Origin of the sequence: Methylobacterium sp. Leaf88 (assembly GCF_001422795.1) — a bacterium.
Classification (GTDB): Bacteria; Pseudomonadota; Alphaproteobacteria; order Rhizobiales; family Beijerinckiaceae; genus Methylobacterium.
Genome location: NZ_LMMK01000011.1, coordinates 12,828 through 28,395 on the forward strand (window position 1 = coordinate 12,828; position 15,568 = coordinate 28,395).

Consider the following 15,568-nt stretch of genomic DNA (forward strand, 5'->3'; position numbering starts at 1 on the left):
GCACGGTGTCGCTTCGCGGTTTCAGCACCCCCGACGGCCGGACCGCGCCCCTGCTGTCTGACCCCTTGCCGCCCGAACCCCTGCCGCCCGAGATCGCGTTCCTCGCGCGCCAGGGCTTCGATGCGGGCCGCCTGGCGCGGGCCGCCGCTCTGGCGCGGACCTGCGGCACCGATGCCGCCGCGGCCCTGATTCACGCCGACCTGATCACCGAGGAGGCCTATTACCGCGGCCTCGCAGCCGCCCTCGGCGTCCCGTTCCTGGCCGGCGACCTGCGCCTCGGCGAGGGCACCCGCTATCCCGACAGCCTCGTGGCCGGGGTCGCGCCCCTGATGGCCCCGGGTCCCGCCACGGTCCGCGCCCCGCGCGGGGCCGCCATCGCTGCGCTGCTGCGGACGGGTACGCGCGCGGCCATCACCACGCCGCGGGCCCTGCAGGCGGCGGCGTTCGCCGCCAACCCGGTGGGCATCGCGGCCGCCGCCGCCGATACGCTCCAGCGCCACCGGCCCGACTGGGCGCTGGGGGCGGACACGCAGGGGCCGCACCTCGCCATCGCGGGCCTCGTTCTCGGGGCCGTCGGCATCGCCGCGGCGTTCCTCCCCGCCCCCGTGCTGGTCGGCGCCTGGACCCTGATGCAGCTCGGCTTCCTCGTCATGGTCACGGTCCGCATCGCCGCCGTCAGCGTCGAGGCGGACCGGCCGCCCGAGGCGGCGCTGCCGGACACTGCCCTGCCGGTCTACACGGTGCTGGTGGCGCTGCACCGCGAGGCTCCGGTCGTGCCATGGCTCGTGGCGGCCCTGTCGCGCTTCGACTACCCGGCGGCCAAGCTCGACATCAAGCTGGTGATCGAGGCCGACGACCGCGAGACCGACGCGGCCCTAGCGACGGCGGCGCTTCCGGCCCGGTTCGAGATCGTCCGGGTGCCGGCGGGCCTGCCTCGGACCAAGCCGCGCGCCCTCAACGCCGCCCTGCCCCTGGCCCGCGGGGCCTGCCTCGTGGTCTACGACGCCGAGGACGTGCCCGACCCGGGTCAGCTCCGCGCGGCGGCCACCCGCTTCGCCCGCGCCTCCCGCATCACGGCCTGCCTCCAGGGCCGCCTCGTCATCGACAACATGGACGACGGACGCCTGACGCGCTGCTTCGCCATCGAGTACGCCGCCCTCTTCGACGTCCTGATCCCGGCCCTCGCCTCCTGGCGCGTGCCGATTCCCCTCGGGGGCACCTCGACGCATTTTCGCACCGGCGTCCTGCGCGAACTCCACGGCTGGGACGCGTGGAACGTCACCGAGGATGCCGACCTCGGCATCCGCCTGGCGCGGGCGGGCTACCGCGTGGGCGACCTGCGCAGCGACACCCTGGAGGAGGCGCCGCGCGCGGTCCGGCCCTGGCTCCACCAGCGCACCCGCTGGATGAAGGGATTCCTGCAGACCAGCCTCACCCATGCCCGCGCGCCCCGCCGGACGCTTCGGCAGCTGGGCCCCCTCGGCACCCTCTGCGCCGTCGCTCTGGTGCCCGGGACGGTGATCTCCGCCCTCGCCTACCCGTTCCTGATGGGCCGGGCGGCCTACGACTTCGCGGCCTTCGCGTGGAACGGGTCCCCGGCCCAGGGCGGGTTCTGGGCGAACCTCCCCACCGGCGCCTCCGTCACCCTGTTCGTCGCCGGATTGCTCGCCATGCTGCTGCCGGCGGCCCTCGGCTGCGTCCGGCGCGGCTGGTTCGACCTCCTGACCACCGTGCCGGGGATGCCGGTCTACTTCCTGCTCATCAGCCTCGCCGCCTGGTCGGGGCTGTACGAGCTCGTCCGCGCACCGAACCGCTGGAACAAGACCGAGCACGGCCTCGCCCGCACCTCCCGCACCGGCGCGCTGCGCCCGCAGTGAGGGCGGTCCGGCTCAGCCGAGCTCCAGCGCCGCGAGGGTGTCGGCCACCCGCCGGCGCGCCTCCCCCTCCAACGGCAGGATCGGCCGGGGCGGGGCCGCGCGACAGAGGCCGAGGAGATCGGCGCAGGCATAGATCACCCGCAGGCTCGAATGGGTCCGGAACAGCGCCCAGAGCGGCTCGAGCCGGGCGTTCAGGCGCTGCGCCTCGGCGGTGTCGCCGGCCTCGACGGCCCGGACGATCGCCAGGGCGGGCCGCGGGAACAGCCCGGCGACGACGCTGTACCAGGCCTCGCCCCCCGCCAGCAGGGCCGCGAGCGCGTTCCAGTCGCCGCTGTAGCCGAGAGAGAACCCGGCCGGCACCACCGCGCGCAGCGCGCCGAGATGCTCCGCCGCCCCGCCCGGCTCCGGCGCCGGGCTCTTGATCGCGACGATGCCCGGAACCCGGGCGAGGCGGCCGACGAGGGCCGGGGTGAACCGGAAATGGGTGGTGCCCGGATTGTCGTAGAGGCAGAGCGGCAGGCCGGATTCCCGCGCCACCGTCTCGCAATGCACGAAGACCTCATCCTCGGTGAGCGGCGTGTAGGACATCGCCGCCAGGAGCCCGCCCTCGGCCCCGGCGCCCTTGGCGTCCTGGGCCATCCGCACCGCCTCGTCGGTGCGCAGGGCGCCGACCCCGACGAGGACCGGTACGCGGCCCGCCACCGCCGCGACGGCGGCCTCCACGGCCCGGCGGCGCTGGTGGCGCGCCAGGAACGGATAGGTGCCGGTACTGCCCAGCAGGCCGATCGAGCCGACCCCGGCCGCGACCAGGGGTTGCAGGAGAGCCTGCAAGGCGCCGAGGTCCACCTGGCCGTCGGCGTTCGAGGGTGTGATCGGGAAGGCCGACAGGACGGTCATGGTCGCTCCGGGGCGGACGCTTCGGGGAGGCACCGGCCCCCGTCGTCGTCAGGGTCGACGGCCCGGCGCCCCGCGGCGCCACGCGATCCTGACAGCCTCGTGCCTACAGCACCTGCGTACCTAAAGCATCTTGGCGAGCTCGGCCGCCGCCTCCTGGGGCGGGCGGGCGAGATTGAGCGCGTTGAGGAAGCGGTTCTGGCCGTTCATCACGTAGACCAGGGCGGTGTGCTCCATCGTGTAGTCGCCGTCCTTGGTCGGCACCTTGCGGACATAGGCCCGGTAGGCCTTCACCGCCGCGCTCACCTCCTCCGGCGAGCCGGTCAGGCCGACGATGCGCGGGTCGAAGCTCGCCAGGTAGGTCTTCAGGGCCGCGGGCGTGTCGCGCTCGGGATCGACGGCGATGAACAGGGCGCGCACGTCCTGGCCCTTCGGTCCGAGGGCCTGGAGCACGTCGCCGATCTGCTGCAGCGTGGTCGGGCACACGTCGGGGCAGTGGGTGAAGCCGAAGAACACGAGATGCGTCCGGCCCGCATAATCGCGCTCGGTGACGCGCTGCCCGTCCTGGTTGGTCAGGATGAAGGGGCCGCCGACACTGCTCGTCCCGCCCTCCTGGGTCTTGGGCGCCAGCACCACGAAGGCCGCGACGCAGAGCCCCACGAGGCCGATCGCGAAGGCGAGGAGGGGCAGGAGCGTGCGACGCATGGGAACGGCCTTGCGATCCAGGGATGTGGCGGCTTCAGACCACAGGCGCCGCCCCCGGGCAATCCACCAAACCGTCGCCACCAAACGTCGCCCGGCTGGGCCTGCCTCAGATGGCGAGCTTGTCCGGTTCGATCGCGGCGATCGCCGCCTCGGCGTCCCCGCGGCGCAGGGCGTCGCCCACCATGAGAAGCGCCGGACCGTCGAGGCCGGCGGCCTCGACCCGGGTCGCGAGATCCTGGGCCGTGCCCTCCACCACCTGCTGGTTCGGGCGGGTGGCGTTGAAGACGAGAAGGGCCGGAGTCGCGGGGGCGAGGCCCTCGGCGATCGCCCGCTCCAGCAGCACCCCGAGGGTCTTCTTGGGCATGTAGACCACGGTGGTGACGCTCGGATCGGCCAGCGCGCCCCAGTTCAGGTCCTCGGGCAGGGCCCCGCGCCGGTCGTGACCGGTGACGTATTGCAGCCGTCGCGCCGCGTCGCGGTGGGTGAGCGAGACGCAGAGCGAGGCCGCCGCCCCTTGCGCCGCGGAGACGCCCGGCACCACGCTGACGGGAATGCCGGCGGCCCGGCAGGCATCGATCTCCTCACCGGCCCGGCCGAACACCAGGGGGTCGCCGGATTTCAGGCGGACCACCTGCTTGCCGGACTTGGCGAGCTGCACCATCAGCGCGTTGATGTCGTCCTGCCGGCAGGACGGGCCGTGCCCGGTCTTGCCCACCAGCATGGTGCGGGCCTCGCGGCGGGCATAGTCGAGGATCTCCGGCGCCACGAGATCGTCGTACAGGATGACGTCGGCGTTGCGCAAAGCGCGCAGGGCCTTGAGGGTGAGGAGCTCGGCGTCCCCCGGGCCGGCGCCGACGAGGGTCACGGCCCCGCCCTTCGGCGCGGCCTCGGTCTGCCCCAGGAGCTCGGCGAGGTCCCGGTCCGTCGGCACCCGGTCGGGCTCCGCGAAGGCCCGATCCGTGAAACGCTCCCAGAAGGCGCGGCGGTCCGAGAAGCCGTGGAAGCGGCTCGTGACCTCCTCGCGCCAGTCGCGGGCGGCGCCGATCCAGGCCTTGAACCCGCGCGGCAGCATGCCCTCGATCCGGGCCCGCACGGTCTGGCCGAAGACCGGGGCGGCGCCCTCTGTCGAGATGCCCACCACCATGGGCGAGCGGTTGACGATGGCGCCGAACTTCACGTCGCAGAGATGCGGCCGGTCGACCGCGTTGACGATGGCGCCGGTCGCCCGGGCGGCGGCCACGAAGGCGATACAGTCGTCCTCGTCCTCCATGGCGCCGATGCAGAAGGCGGACCCCGCAAGGTCGTCGGCGTGCCACTGGCGCTCGTGCAGGGTGACGGAGCCCGCGACGATCTCGCCCGGCACCGCGCGCAGCTCGTCGCTGGGCTCGGGCGCATAGACGTCCACGTGGGCCCCGGCGGCGGCGAGCAGCTTCACCTTCCAGGGCGCACCGCCATTGGAGCCGGCCAGCACCGCGCGCTTGCCCTGCAGCGGCACGAAGACCGGCAGGACGGCCAAGGGCTCCAGGCCGGCCGGGGCTCCGCCGCGCGTTGATTCGGTGCCGGCGGGCCGGGTTTCACGGGGGATGCGGGGCGTGCTCATGAGGCTCGGAGATGGGTGTCGATTCGGCCGAAAGTGAGCCTATGCGGCGTTGCGCGCAAGCGCCTCGGGCAGCAGCTTGCGGATCTCGGGGATGCACGAGCCGCAATTCGTGCCGGCCTTGCAGGCGGCGCCCACCGCCTCGACGGTGCCGGCCCCCGCGGCGATGGCCCCCGTGATGACGTCGAGGCCGACCCCGTGGCAGGCACAGACGGTGGGACCGGCCGAGGCCGTCTCGGCGCGGCCCGTCAGGAGGGCGCGTCGGGCCGAGGGCGCGGGCTCCGGGTCCGCGAACAGCGCCTTGGCCTCGTCCCAGCCCGGGCGGGCCTCGGCGGGGCCCAGCGCCAGGCAGGCGACGAGGCGGCCGGCCTCGTAGACGGCGCAGCGGTAGCGTCCGCGGGCGTGGTCGGCGTATTCGGCGAGCTCGTGGCCCTGGAACAGGCCGCGCATCATCAGCGCCACGGCGCGGGAGCTCTCCTGCGTGGCGAATTGCAGCCCCGAGCCGCCGGCGATCGTGGCCCGCGCCCACCACCAGCCCCCCGGCAGGGTGTGCTCGCCGCGGGTCAGCAGGAAGCCCCGGTTGCGATAGGGCACCGGCGCGAGGCCGACCGGGGTCGCCTTCAGCTCGGGCTGGCCCGAGACCGGATCGGGCACGCCGCGCACCAGGGCGCCGACGCGGGCATCCGAGGCGGTGGCGGCGCTCCAGTGGAAGGCGGCGAACAGGTCGCCCGGCCGCACCGCGTCGGTGACCATCGCCTCCAGGGTCGCGCTGCCGTGCGGCGTGCTGAGGCGGGCGAGGTCCCCGTCCTTCAGGCCGAGGGCGGCGGCATCGTCCGGGTGGATCTCCACGAAGGGCACCGCGCGGTGGGCCGAGAGGCGCGGGCTCTTTCCCGTCCGCGTCATCGTGTGCCAGTGGTCGCGGACCCGGCCGGTGTTGAGGACGAGGGGATAGGCCTCGCTCACGCCTTCGGCGAGCGTCGGGGTCTGCACGGCCACGAAGCGGGCGCGCTTGTCGAAGGTGTAGAACTGGCCGTCGGCGAAGAGCCGGGCGCGCGCCTTGCCGCGCTTCGGCAGCGGCCATTGCAGCGGGGCGGTCGTGGCGTAGGCCGCGTCGGCCAGGTCGCTGACGGCCCCGAGGTCGAAGTCGCGGGTGCCGTTGTTCTCGAAGGCCGAGAGGCCGGCGTGCTCCCGGAAGATCGCGGCGGTGCCCGAATAGGCGAAAGCCTCGCCGTGGCCGAGGCGCTTGGCGACGTCGCAGATGATCTGCCAGTCGGCCCGGGCCTCGCCGGGCGGTGTCAGGAAGCTGCGCTGGCGCGAGATCCGGCGCTCGGAATTCGTCACCGTGCCGTCCTTCTCGCCCCAGGCCAGGGCCGGGAGCAGCACGGTCCGGCGTCCCGTCGCCCGGGCGCTGTCGCTGTCGGCCACCGCCTCCGAGACGACGTAGAGGTCGAGGGCCTTCAGGCTCGCGCGGATGCGGTCGGCGCGGGGCATCGACACGATCGGGTTGGTGCCCATCACCCAGAGGGCCTTGATCTTGCCGCGCTCGATCGCCTCGAACAGGGCGACCGCCTTCATGCCCTCGCCCGTGATGATGTTGGGCGCCGACCAGAAGCGGCGGACCCGGTCCACCTCCTCGGGGGTGAAGTGCATGTGGGCGGCCAGCATGTTGGCCAGGCCCCCGACCTCGCGCCCGCCCATGGCGTTGGGCTGGCCGGTCAGCGAGAACGGCCCCGCGCCGGGCAGGCCGATGCGGCCTGTGGCGAGGTGGCAGTTGATGATCGCGTTGCCCTTGTCGGTGCCCTGGGCCGACTGGTTCACCCCCTGCGAGAAGGCGGTGACGACGCGCTTCGTCCGCGCGAAGAGCTCGAAGAACCGAGCCACGTCGGCTTCCGACAGGCCCGTGGCGGCGGCGGTGGCGGGAATCGTCGGCGCGATGGCGCGCGCCCGCTCCAGGGCGCCGTCGAAGCCGCTCGTGTGGTCGAGGACGAAACGGTAGTCCAGGGAGCCGGTGCTGGCGAGGTGCACCAGCAGGCCGGAGAACAGGGCCGTGTCGGTGCCGGCCTTCAGGCCGAGGAAGAGGTCGGCCTCCGCGCCGGTCTGGGTGCGGCGGGGGTCGATCACCACCAGCTTGGTGCCGCGTTTCGCCCGCGCGTCGATCATGCGGCGGAACAGGATCGGGTGGCACCAGGCGGTGTTCGAGCCCACCAGGACGATGAGGTCGGCCTCCTCCAGGTCCTCGTAGCAGCCCGGCACGGTGTCCGAGCCGAAGGCACGCCGGTGGGCGGCCACCGCGCTCGACATGCACAGGCGCGAGTTGGTGTCGACGTGCGGGGTGCCGAGGAAGCCCTTCGCGAGCTTGTTGGCGACGTAGTAGTCCTCGGTCAGCAACTGGCCCGAGAGGTAGAACGCGATCGCGTCCGGCCCGTGCTCTTCGGCGATCCGGCGCAGGGACCCCGCCACGGTGCCGAGCGCCGATTCCCAGCTCGCCCGGACGCCGTCCACCTGCGGGTGAAGCAGGCGGTTGTCGAGGGAGAGCGTCTCGCCCAGCGCCGAGCCCTTGGAGCAGAGCCGGCCGAAATTGGCCGGGTGCGCGGTGTCGCCGGCGATGCCCGCGCCGCCCTGCCCGTCCGGCGTGGCGACCACCCCGCAGCCGACGCCGCAATAGGGGCAGGTGGTCTTGACGGAGGCGGGCGGTGCCTGGACGTGCGCGGTCATGGCGGAATCCTCGGCGGAGAGCGGGGTCGTGGCGTGGAGCAAGGGTCGGGGGGCGCGGGGCGGGGCCTCGTCCACCCCCCTCCGCGGCCGTCCTCCCGCGAGGGGGAGGGGCTGCGCCTCAGTACACGTCGGCCTGGTAGCGGCCGGTCTTCTTGAGGTGGGCGAGGTAGGCCACGGCCTCGTCGGGGTTCTTGCCCCCGAACTGGCCGGCGACGTCGATGATCGCCCGCTCCACGTCCTTGGCCATGCGCTTGGCATCGCCGCAGACGTAGAAATGCGCGCCGCCCTCGAGCCACGTCCACAGCTCCGCGCCGGTCTCGCGCATGCGGTCCTGGACGTAGGTCTTCTCGGCGCCGTCGCGGGACCAGGCCAGCGACAGCCGGGTGAGCACCTTGCGGTCCTTCAGGGCGTTGAGCTCGTCCTTGTAGAAGAAGTCGGAGGCTTGGCGCTGGTGGCCGTAGAACAGCCAGTTGCGCCCCGGCGCTGCCGTCGCGTCGCGCTCGCGCAGGAAGGCGCGGAACGGCGCGATGCCGGTGCCGGGCCCGACCATGATGACGTCCTTCGAGAGATCCTCCGGCAGGGCGAAGCCGTGCGCCTTCTGCAGGTAGACCTTGACCCGCATGCCCTCGGGGATGCGCTCGCCGAGATGGGTCGAGGCCACGCCGAGGCGCAGGCGCGAGCGGTGGCTGTAGCGCACCGCGTCGACGGTGAGCGAGACCCGGCCCGGATCGGCCTTCGGCGAGGACGAAATCGAGTAGAGCCGCGGCTGCAGCTCGTCCAGCGCCTCCAGGAACACCTCCGCGTCGGGGCGCGCGCCGGGGAACTTGTGGAGGGCGCCCAGCACGTCGAGATGGGCGGCGTCGCCGTCCGGGTCCTCGCCGGCGGCCAGCGCCTGCGCCTTCCGGCGGGCCTCGCCCGCGGTGAGCAGCGAGAGGAGCTGGTAAAGCCCGTCCGGCGCGCCGCCCAGGGCGTAGTCGGTCAGCAGCCGGTCGCGCAGGGTCTTGGCCCCGATCCGGCGCTCGGGCCGGGCGCCGAGCTCGGCGATAACCGCATCGACCAGGGCCGGGGCGTTGGCGGGGAACAGACCGAGGGAATCGCCGACCACGTAGTCGATCGGGGTGCCGGTGAGGTCGATCTCGACGTGCCAGGTCTCCTTCTCGCCCCCCGGTGCGTTGAGCCGGGTGCGCGAGACGAAGGTCGCCTCCACGGGGTTCTCCCGGCAGTAGCCGAGGGGGCCGAGCGCGGGAGCGGCCTTGGGGGCGGCGTCCTCGGACGTCTTCGGCGCGGCGCCGCCGCCGGCCCCGAACTCCTCCTCGAGCTTCTTCAGCATCCGGAGCGTGTCCTTGCCGCCGGGCTGGCACAGGTTCAGGCGCTCCTCGTTCTTGAGGAAGATCGCGTTGGCGTAGTCGGCGCAGTTGTAGCCGCACTGGCCGCAATCCTGCTGCGCCATGGCGGCCATCAGCTTCTGCGGCTCGGGCCGTTCCTTCGCCATCGCCATCCGCTCGGGCAGCGGCAGCGAGGGATCGTGCCAGGGCGCGTCGTCGTTGTCCGCGAGTTGTTGCGCGCCGCCGGGCGCTTCGCCGGGTGCGAGGGCCGTGGCGCCCTCCACCGCGGGGCCGAGCAGGGCGGCGAAGTAGCCCGAGAGCCAGGCGCGCTGGTCCGGGTCGAACGGGGCGGTCTCGGGGATGAGGACCAGGGGGGGCGTGACGTGCTCGCTCATGCGGCGGCCTTCAGGACGGGTTGCTCTTCGGCGATGTGGCGCAGCGACTCGGGGCCGGTGCGGGCGGTGAAGGCCTGGAAGCTCTCCTCCGGGCCGATGCGCCGGGCGAGGTAGCTGCGCAGCAGCGCCTCGATGCGGGCCGGGCAATCCTCGGCCCGCACGGCCTTCCAGATCTCGGTGCCGATCCTCGGGCTGTCGCCGAAGCCGCCACCGACCACGATGTCGTAGCCCTCGACCGTGTCGCCCTCCTCCGAGACCACGACCTTGGCGCCGATGAGCCCGATGTCGCCGATGTAGTGCTGGGCGCAGGAGTGGTGGCAGCCGGTGAGGTGGACGTTCACCGGAACGTCGAGCTCCGTCAGGTTCGCCTCGATGTGGTCGGCGATGACGAGGGCGTGGCCCTTGGTGTCGGAGGCGGCGAACTTGCAGCCGCGGTTGCCCGTGCAGGCGACGAGGCCGGCACGGATGCTCGACGCTTCGGTGGTGAGGCCGAGGGCCGCCACGCGGGCGCGGACCTCCGCCACCCTGGCGTCGGGCACGCCGGAAAACAGGAAATTCTGCCAGACGGTCATGCGGATGGCGCCGTCGCCGCACTCGGACGCGATCGCCGCCAGGGCGCGCATCTGGTCGGTGGTCATCTTGCCGACGGGCAGGATCACGCCGACCCAGTTCAGGCCGTCCTGGACCTGCCGGTGCACGCCCACATGGGCGAAGCGGTCCATGGGCCCGCGCGGGGCGATGTGGGCCGGGTCGACCCGGTCGAGCGTGGTCCCCAGCACCGCCTCGACGGCGGCGAGGTACTTGTCGAAGCCCCAGGCGTCGAGGACGTACTTCATCCGGCTCTTGTTGCGGTTGGTGCGGTCGCCGTTCTGGATGAAGACGCGCAGGATGGCGTCGGCGACCTTGTTGCAATCCTCCGGCCGCAGCACGACGCCGGTGTCGCGGGCGAGGTCCCGGTGGCCCGAGATGCCGCCCAGTACGAGGCGCATCCAGATGCCCGGCGCGACGCTCGCGCCCTCCCCCACCCGCACGGCCTGGAAGCCGATGTCGTTGGTCTCCTCCAGCACCGGCATCACGCCGCCGCCGTCGAAGGCGACGTTGAACTTGCGCGGCAGGCCGAACAGCGAGCGGTCGTTGAGGATGTGGTTGTGCCAGGACTTGGCGAGCGGCCGCGTGTCGAGGAGTTCCTGCGCATCGATGCCGGCCACCGGCGAGCCGGTGACGTTGCGGATGTTGTCGGCGCCGGCGCCCCGGGCGGTCAACCCGAGGTCGATCAGCCCGTCGAGGAAGGGCTGGCCGTGCTCGGGGGCGATCTCGCGGACCTGCAGGTTGGCCCGGGTGGTGACGTGACTGTACCCGCCACCATGGGCATCGGCCAGATCCGCGATGCCGGCGAACTGCCAGTGGTGCAGGATGCCGTTGGGGATGCGCAGCCGGCACATGTAGGAATTTTGGGCCGGGGCCACCCAGAACAGCCCGTGGTAGCGCCAGCGGAAATTGTCCTCGGGCTTCGGGGCCTTGCCCGTCTGAGCCTCGGCGATGAGGCGGTTGTGGCCGTCGAAGGGGTTCTCGGCGCGCTTCCACTTCTCCTGCTCGCAGAGCTTGCCGCCGGCCTTCACCGTGGCGTCCTGCGCCTTGATGTGAATCGCGTCGGGGCCGGTGGGCTCGGCCGGGGCGGCGGCGCCCGGCGCGAGCGCCAGGCCGCCGGTCATCCGGGCGGCACTGATGCCGGAGGCGAAGCCTTCGAGATAGCGCTTCTGCTCGGCGTTGAATGCATCGGCCATGGGTAGCCTCCTCACGCTGCGAGGGGTTGGGATGCGGGCGCGGGGCGCCCGAACAGGAGGTCGTCGCGGTGCTCGGCGATCGAGGCGCCGGTGCGGATCAGCTCCTTGCACCAGCCCTGCTCGGCGATGTCGCCGACGAAGACCGCGCCCAGCAGCCGGTCCTCGGCGACGACGAGCTTGCGGTAGAGGCCGAGGCCGGGATCCGACATCAGCACGGTCTCGGCCCCCTCCGGCGCCTCGATCTGGCCGGCGGAGAACACGGGCAGGCCCGAGACCTTGAGGCTGGTGGAGAGGGCGGTGCCGAGATAGGCCGCGTCCTCGCCCATGAGGTGGCGGCTCAGGGCCTCGGCCTGCTCGTAGGCGGGCTCCACGAGGCCATAGACCTGGCCCCGGTGCTCGGCGCACTCCCCCAGCGCGGAGATGCGGGCATCCGACGACTGCATCCGATCGTCCACCAGGATGCCGCGCGCGGTCGCGATCCCGGCATTCTGGGCCAGCGCCACGTTGGGCCGCACGCCCACCGACATCACCACGAGGTCGGCCGGCAGCACGGTGCCATCGGACAGGATCAGGCGCTCGACCCGGCCCTCCCCATCGACCGACGCGGTGTCGGCCTTGAGGAGCACCCTGACGCCGCGCGCCTCCATGGCCCGCTTCACCAGGCCGGCGGCGGCGTGGTCGAGCTGGCGCTCCATCAGCCGGTCCATGACGTGCAGGAGCGTGGTGTCGACGCCGAGCCGCGCGAGGCCGACGGCGGCCTCCAGGCCGAGGAGCCCGCCGCCGATCACGATGGCCCGGGCGTGCTCCACCGCCGCCCGGCGGATGGCGGCCACGTCCGCGAGGTCGCGGAAGGTCAGCACGCCGGGCAGGTCCATGCCGGGCTTGGCCAGCCGGATCGGCAGGGAGCCCACCGCGAGCACGAGCCGGTCGAAGGGCAGGACGTGGGTCTCGCCGACGATCACGAGGCCGTTCTCGCGGTCGACCGCGGTCACCGGCGCGCCGGTGATCAGGCGGATGCCGTGATCGGCGTACCAGTCGAGGCCCCGAAAGGCGCAACCGGCCTCGTCGACCTCGCCGCCCAGCAGCGAGGAGAGCAGCACGCGGTTGTAGGCCGCCTGCGGCTCCGCCCCGACGACGGTGACGTCGTACAGGCCCGGCGCCCGCTCGGTCAGGCGCTCCAGGAAGCGCAACGACGCCATGCCGTTGCCGATCACCACCAGCCGTTCCCGCATCGCTCGCGATCCGTCCGTCAGGCCGCGATGGCGGGCTTGGCGTGGCGCGCGTAGAGGAATTCCAGCACCTCGGCGCGGGCGTGGGTGTAGGTCGCGTCCTCCACGAGATCGAGGCGGCGGCGCGGCCGCTCGAGGTCGACGGTCAGGATCTCGCCCACCGTGGCCGAGGGGCCGTTGGTCATCATCACGATGCGGTCGGAGAGGAGCACCGCCTCGTCGACGTCGTGGGTGATCATGATCACGGCGTTCTTCAGCCGGGCATGGATGTCCATCAGCGAGTCCTGGAGATGGGCGCGGGTGAGCGCGTCCAGGGCCCCGAAGGGCTCGTCGAGGAGCAGCACCTTCGGCTCCATGGCGAGGGCGCGGGCGATGCCGACGCGCTGCTTCATGCCGCCCGAGATCTCGCTCGGGCGCCGGTCGGCGGCGTGGGTCATGTTCACGAGCGCCAGGTTGTGGTCGATCCAGGCGTTGCGCTCGGCCTTCGACTTCTTGCCCTTGAAGACCTTGTCGACGGCGAGCGCCACGTTCTCGCGCACGGTGAGCCAGGGCAGGAGCGAGTGGTTCTGGAACACCACGGCCCGGTCCGGGCCGGGGCTGTTCACCTCCTTGCCTTCGAGGAGCACGCCGCCGGTGGAGGCCTTGAGCAGGCCGGCCACGATGTTGAGCACCGTCGACTTGCCGCAGCCCGAATGCCCGATCAGCGAGACGAACTCGCCCTTGTCGATCTTCACGCTGACGTCGCGCAGGACCTCGTTGGTGCGGCCCGCGCGGGTGAAGCTGATGCCGACGTTCTCGATGCTGAGATAGCTCATGGGAATCCCTCCTCAGGCCGTCGCGGTGCCGCGGGTGACCAGGGTGCCGACGAAGGCGACGAAGCGGTCGAGGATGAAGCCGATGATCCCGACATAGACGAGGGCGACGATGATCTCGGAGATGTGGGAGGAGTTCCACGCGTCCCAGATGAAGAAGCCGATGCCGACGCCGCCGATGAGCATCTCGGCCGCCACGATGGCGAGCCAGGACAGGCCGACGCCGATGCGCAGGCCAGTGAAGATGTAGGGGGCCGCCGAGGGCAGCATGATCTTGGCGAAGAACTCCAGCGGGTTCAGGCGCAGCACCGCCGCCACGTTGCGGTAGTCCTGCGGGATGTTCCGGATGCCCACCGCCGTGTTGATGATGATCGGCCAGATCGACGTGATGAAGATCACGAAGATCGCGGAGGGCTGTCCGTCCCGGAACGCGGCGAGCGACAGCGGGAGCCAGGCCAGCGGCGGGATCGTGCGCAGGACCTGGAAGATCGGGTCGAGGCCGCGCATGGCCCATTCCGACTGCCCGATCAGGGTGCCGGTGAGGATGCCCACGACGGTGGCCAGGGCGAAGCCGAGGGCGACGCGCTGGATGCTGGCGGAGATGTGCCAGAACAGACCCTTGTCGGTACCGCCGTTGTCGTAGAACGGGTGGGCGATGATGTCCCAGGCCTCGGTGACGACGCGCGAGGGCGGCGGCAGGCCGGCGCCGGGGCGCGAGCAGAGCATCTCCCAGATCACCAGGAACGCGATCAGCACCACGACCGGCGGGATCAGGTTCTTGGCGATGGTGTTCAGGGTGGCCATCGTGACGAGGGGCGCCCGCTTCGGCTTGGCCGGCGCGGCGGCGGCGCTGGCCGCGAGGGTGGTGGTGTTGGCCATCACGCGATCCTCTTGATGCCGAGGCTGGACAGGTAGGCGGCGGGATCGGCCGGATCGAAGACCTTGCCGTCGAAGAAGGTCTCCTTTCCGCGGGAGGTGGAGGCCGGGATCGCGGTGACGCCGAGGGCCTTGGCCGCCTCGCGCCAGAGGTCTTCGCGGTTCACCTTGGCGATCAGCGCCTTGGTGTCGGTCTGCGCGTCGAACTTGCCCCAGCGGATGTCCTCGGTGAGGAACCAGAGGTCGTGAGACTGGTAGGGATACGAGGCGTTGTCGTTCCAGAACTTCATCACGAAGGGGCTGTTCTCGACCACGCGGCCGTCGCCGTAATCGATCGTGCCCTTGATGCGGCCGGCGACGTCCGAGACCGGGACGTTCATCCACTGGCGCTTGGCCGCGATGGCGGCGACCTCGTCCTTGTTCTCGGGCCGGTCGCACCAGGCCTGCGCTTCCAGCACCGCCATCAGCAAAGCCTTGGTGGCGTTCGGGTACTTCTCCGTGAAGGAGGCCCGCATGGCGAAGGCCTTCTCGGGGTGGTCCTTCCAGAGCTCGCCGGTGGTGAGCGCGGTGTAGCCGAGGCCCTGCTGCACCAGCTGGGCGTTCCACGGCTCGCCGACGCAGAAGCAGTCCATCGTGCCGACCTTCATGTTCGCCACCATCTGGGGCGGCGGCACGACGATGGTCTCGATGTCCTTGTCCGGGTCGATGCCGCCGGCGGCCATCCAGTAGCGGATCCAGAGGTCGTGGGTGCCGCCCGGGAAGGTCATGGCCGCCTTGACCGACTTGCCGGCGGCCTTCTTCTTCTCGATCGCCGCCTTGAACACCTTGGCGTCCAGGGCAACCTTCTGGTCGAGGTATTCCTTGGCGACCGAGATGCACTGGCCGTTGGTGTTGAGCCGAGCCAGGATGTGCATCGGCACGGGCACGTTGTTCTGCGTCACCCGTCCGGCCGAGATCAGGTAGGGCATCGGCGTCAGGATGTGGGCGCCGTCGATGCCGTTGCCTTCGGAGCCGAGGACGAGGTTGTCGCGGGTGGTGCCCCAGCTCGCCTGCTTGAGCACCTCGACGTCGGGCATGCCGTGCTTGGCGAAGAAGCCCTTCTCCTTGGCCACGAAGAGCGGGCTCGCGTCGGTGAGCGCGATGAACCCGAGCTTGGCGCCCTTCACCTCGGGGCCGGCCCCCTGCGCGAAGGCGCCCCCCGGCAGGGCCGTGCGGGCGAGGGCCGCCAGGGACAGCGTCGCGGCGGCCCCCTTCAGGAGGTCACGGCGGTTGTTGCGGACACCGTCAGTCATCGAACCCGAAACCCTCGCAATCATGGACATCCGCCAAAGAAAAAACCGCCGACCAAGCACATCCATC

The 15,568-nt window shown here is 72.0% G+C and carries 11 protein-coding genes; 1 reads left to right on the forward strand and 10 read right to left on the reverse strand.

All coding sequences use genetic code 11. The features are described 5' to 3' along the window. The first annotated feature begins 5 nt into the window (after positions 1–5). A complete protein-coding gene (locus tag ASF20_RS05995; RefSeq protein WP_244476340.1) occupies positions 6–1,877 on the forward strand; it encodes a glycosyltransferase family 2 protein in 1,872 nt (623 codons plus the stop codon). A gap of 12 nt (positions 1,878–1,889) precedes the next feature. Here ASF20_RS05995 and ASF20_RS06000 read toward each other — a convergent pair whose 3' ends face one another. The 10 genes from ASF20_RS06000 to ASF20_RS06045 all read right to left on the reverse strand — a co-directional run bounded on the left by ASF20_RS06000 (position 1,890) and on the right by ASF20_RS06045 (position 15,501). After that, positions 1,890–2,774 (reverse strand): dihydrodipicolinate synthase family protein, encoded by an 885-nt coding sequence (locus ASF20_RS06000; protein ID WP_056271992.1) that lies wholly within the window; start codon positions 2,772–2,774, stop codon positions 1,890–1,892. 120 nt (positions 2,775–2,894) lie between these two features. Then, a complete protein-coding gene (locus tag ASF20_RS06005) occupies positions 2,895–3,476 on the reverse strand; it encodes an SCO family protein (RefSeq protein ID WP_056271995.1) in 582 nt (193 codons plus the stop codon). A gap of 106 nt (positions 3,477–3,582) precedes the next feature. After that, positions 3,583–5,076, reverse strand: coding sequence for a siroheme synthase CysG (gene cysG / locus ASF20_RS06010; RefSeq protein WP_056213575.1), 1,494 nt, complete (start codon positions 5,074–5,076; stop codon positions 3,583–3,585). Between the two features lie 39 nt (positions 5,077–5,115). After that, positions 5,116–7,788, reverse strand: a complete 2,673-nt coding sequence (locus ASF20_RS06015) for a nitrate reductase (RefSeq protein ID WP_056272140.1) — start codon at positions 7,786–7,788, stop codon at positions 5,116–5,118. A gap of 118 nt (positions 7,789–7,906) precedes the next feature. Then, positions 7,907–9,508, reverse strand: coding sequence for a sulfite reductase subunit alpha (locus ASF20_RS06020; protein WP_056271997.1), 1,602 nt, complete (start codon positions 9,506–9,508; stop codon positions 7,907–7,909). Next, positions 9,505–11,292, reverse strand: a complete 1,788-nt coding sequence (locus ASF20_RS06025) for a NirA family protein (RefSeq protein WP_056272000.1) — start codon at positions 11,290–11,292, stop codon at positions 9,505–9,507. The genes ASF20_RS06020 and ASF20_RS06025 overlap by 4 nt, the downstream gene beginning before the upstream one ends. 11 nt (positions 11,293–11,303) lie before the next feature. Further along, on the reverse strand, positions 11,304–12,524 hold the full coding sequence (locus ASF20_RS06030; RefSeq protein WP_056272003.1) for an FAD-dependent oxidoreductase: 1,221 nt from the start codon (positions 12,522–12,524) through the stop codon (positions 11,304–11,306). A gap of 17 nt (positions 12,525–12,541) precedes the next feature. Continuing rightward, entirely contained in the window at positions 12,542–13,336 is a 795-nt protein-coding gene (locus ASF20_RS06035) for an ABC transporter ATP-binding protein (protein ID WP_056272007.1), read from the reverse strand. A 12-nt stretch (positions 13,337–13,348) separates the two neighbouring features. Then, entirely contained in the window at positions 13,349–14,212 is an 864-nt protein-coding gene (gene ntrB, locus ASF20_RS06040; protein WP_056213565.1) for a nitrate ABC transporter permease, read from the reverse strand. Further along, positions 14,212–15,501, reverse strand: a complete 1,290-nt coding sequence (locus tag ASF20_RS06045) for a CmpA/NrtA family ABC transporter substrate-binding protein (protein WP_056272010.1) — start codon at positions 15,499–15,501, stop codon at positions 14,212–14,214. Before ASF20_RS06045 ends, ntrB begins: the two co-directional genes overlap by 1 nt. Positions 15,502–15,568: the final 67 nt, after the last annotated feature.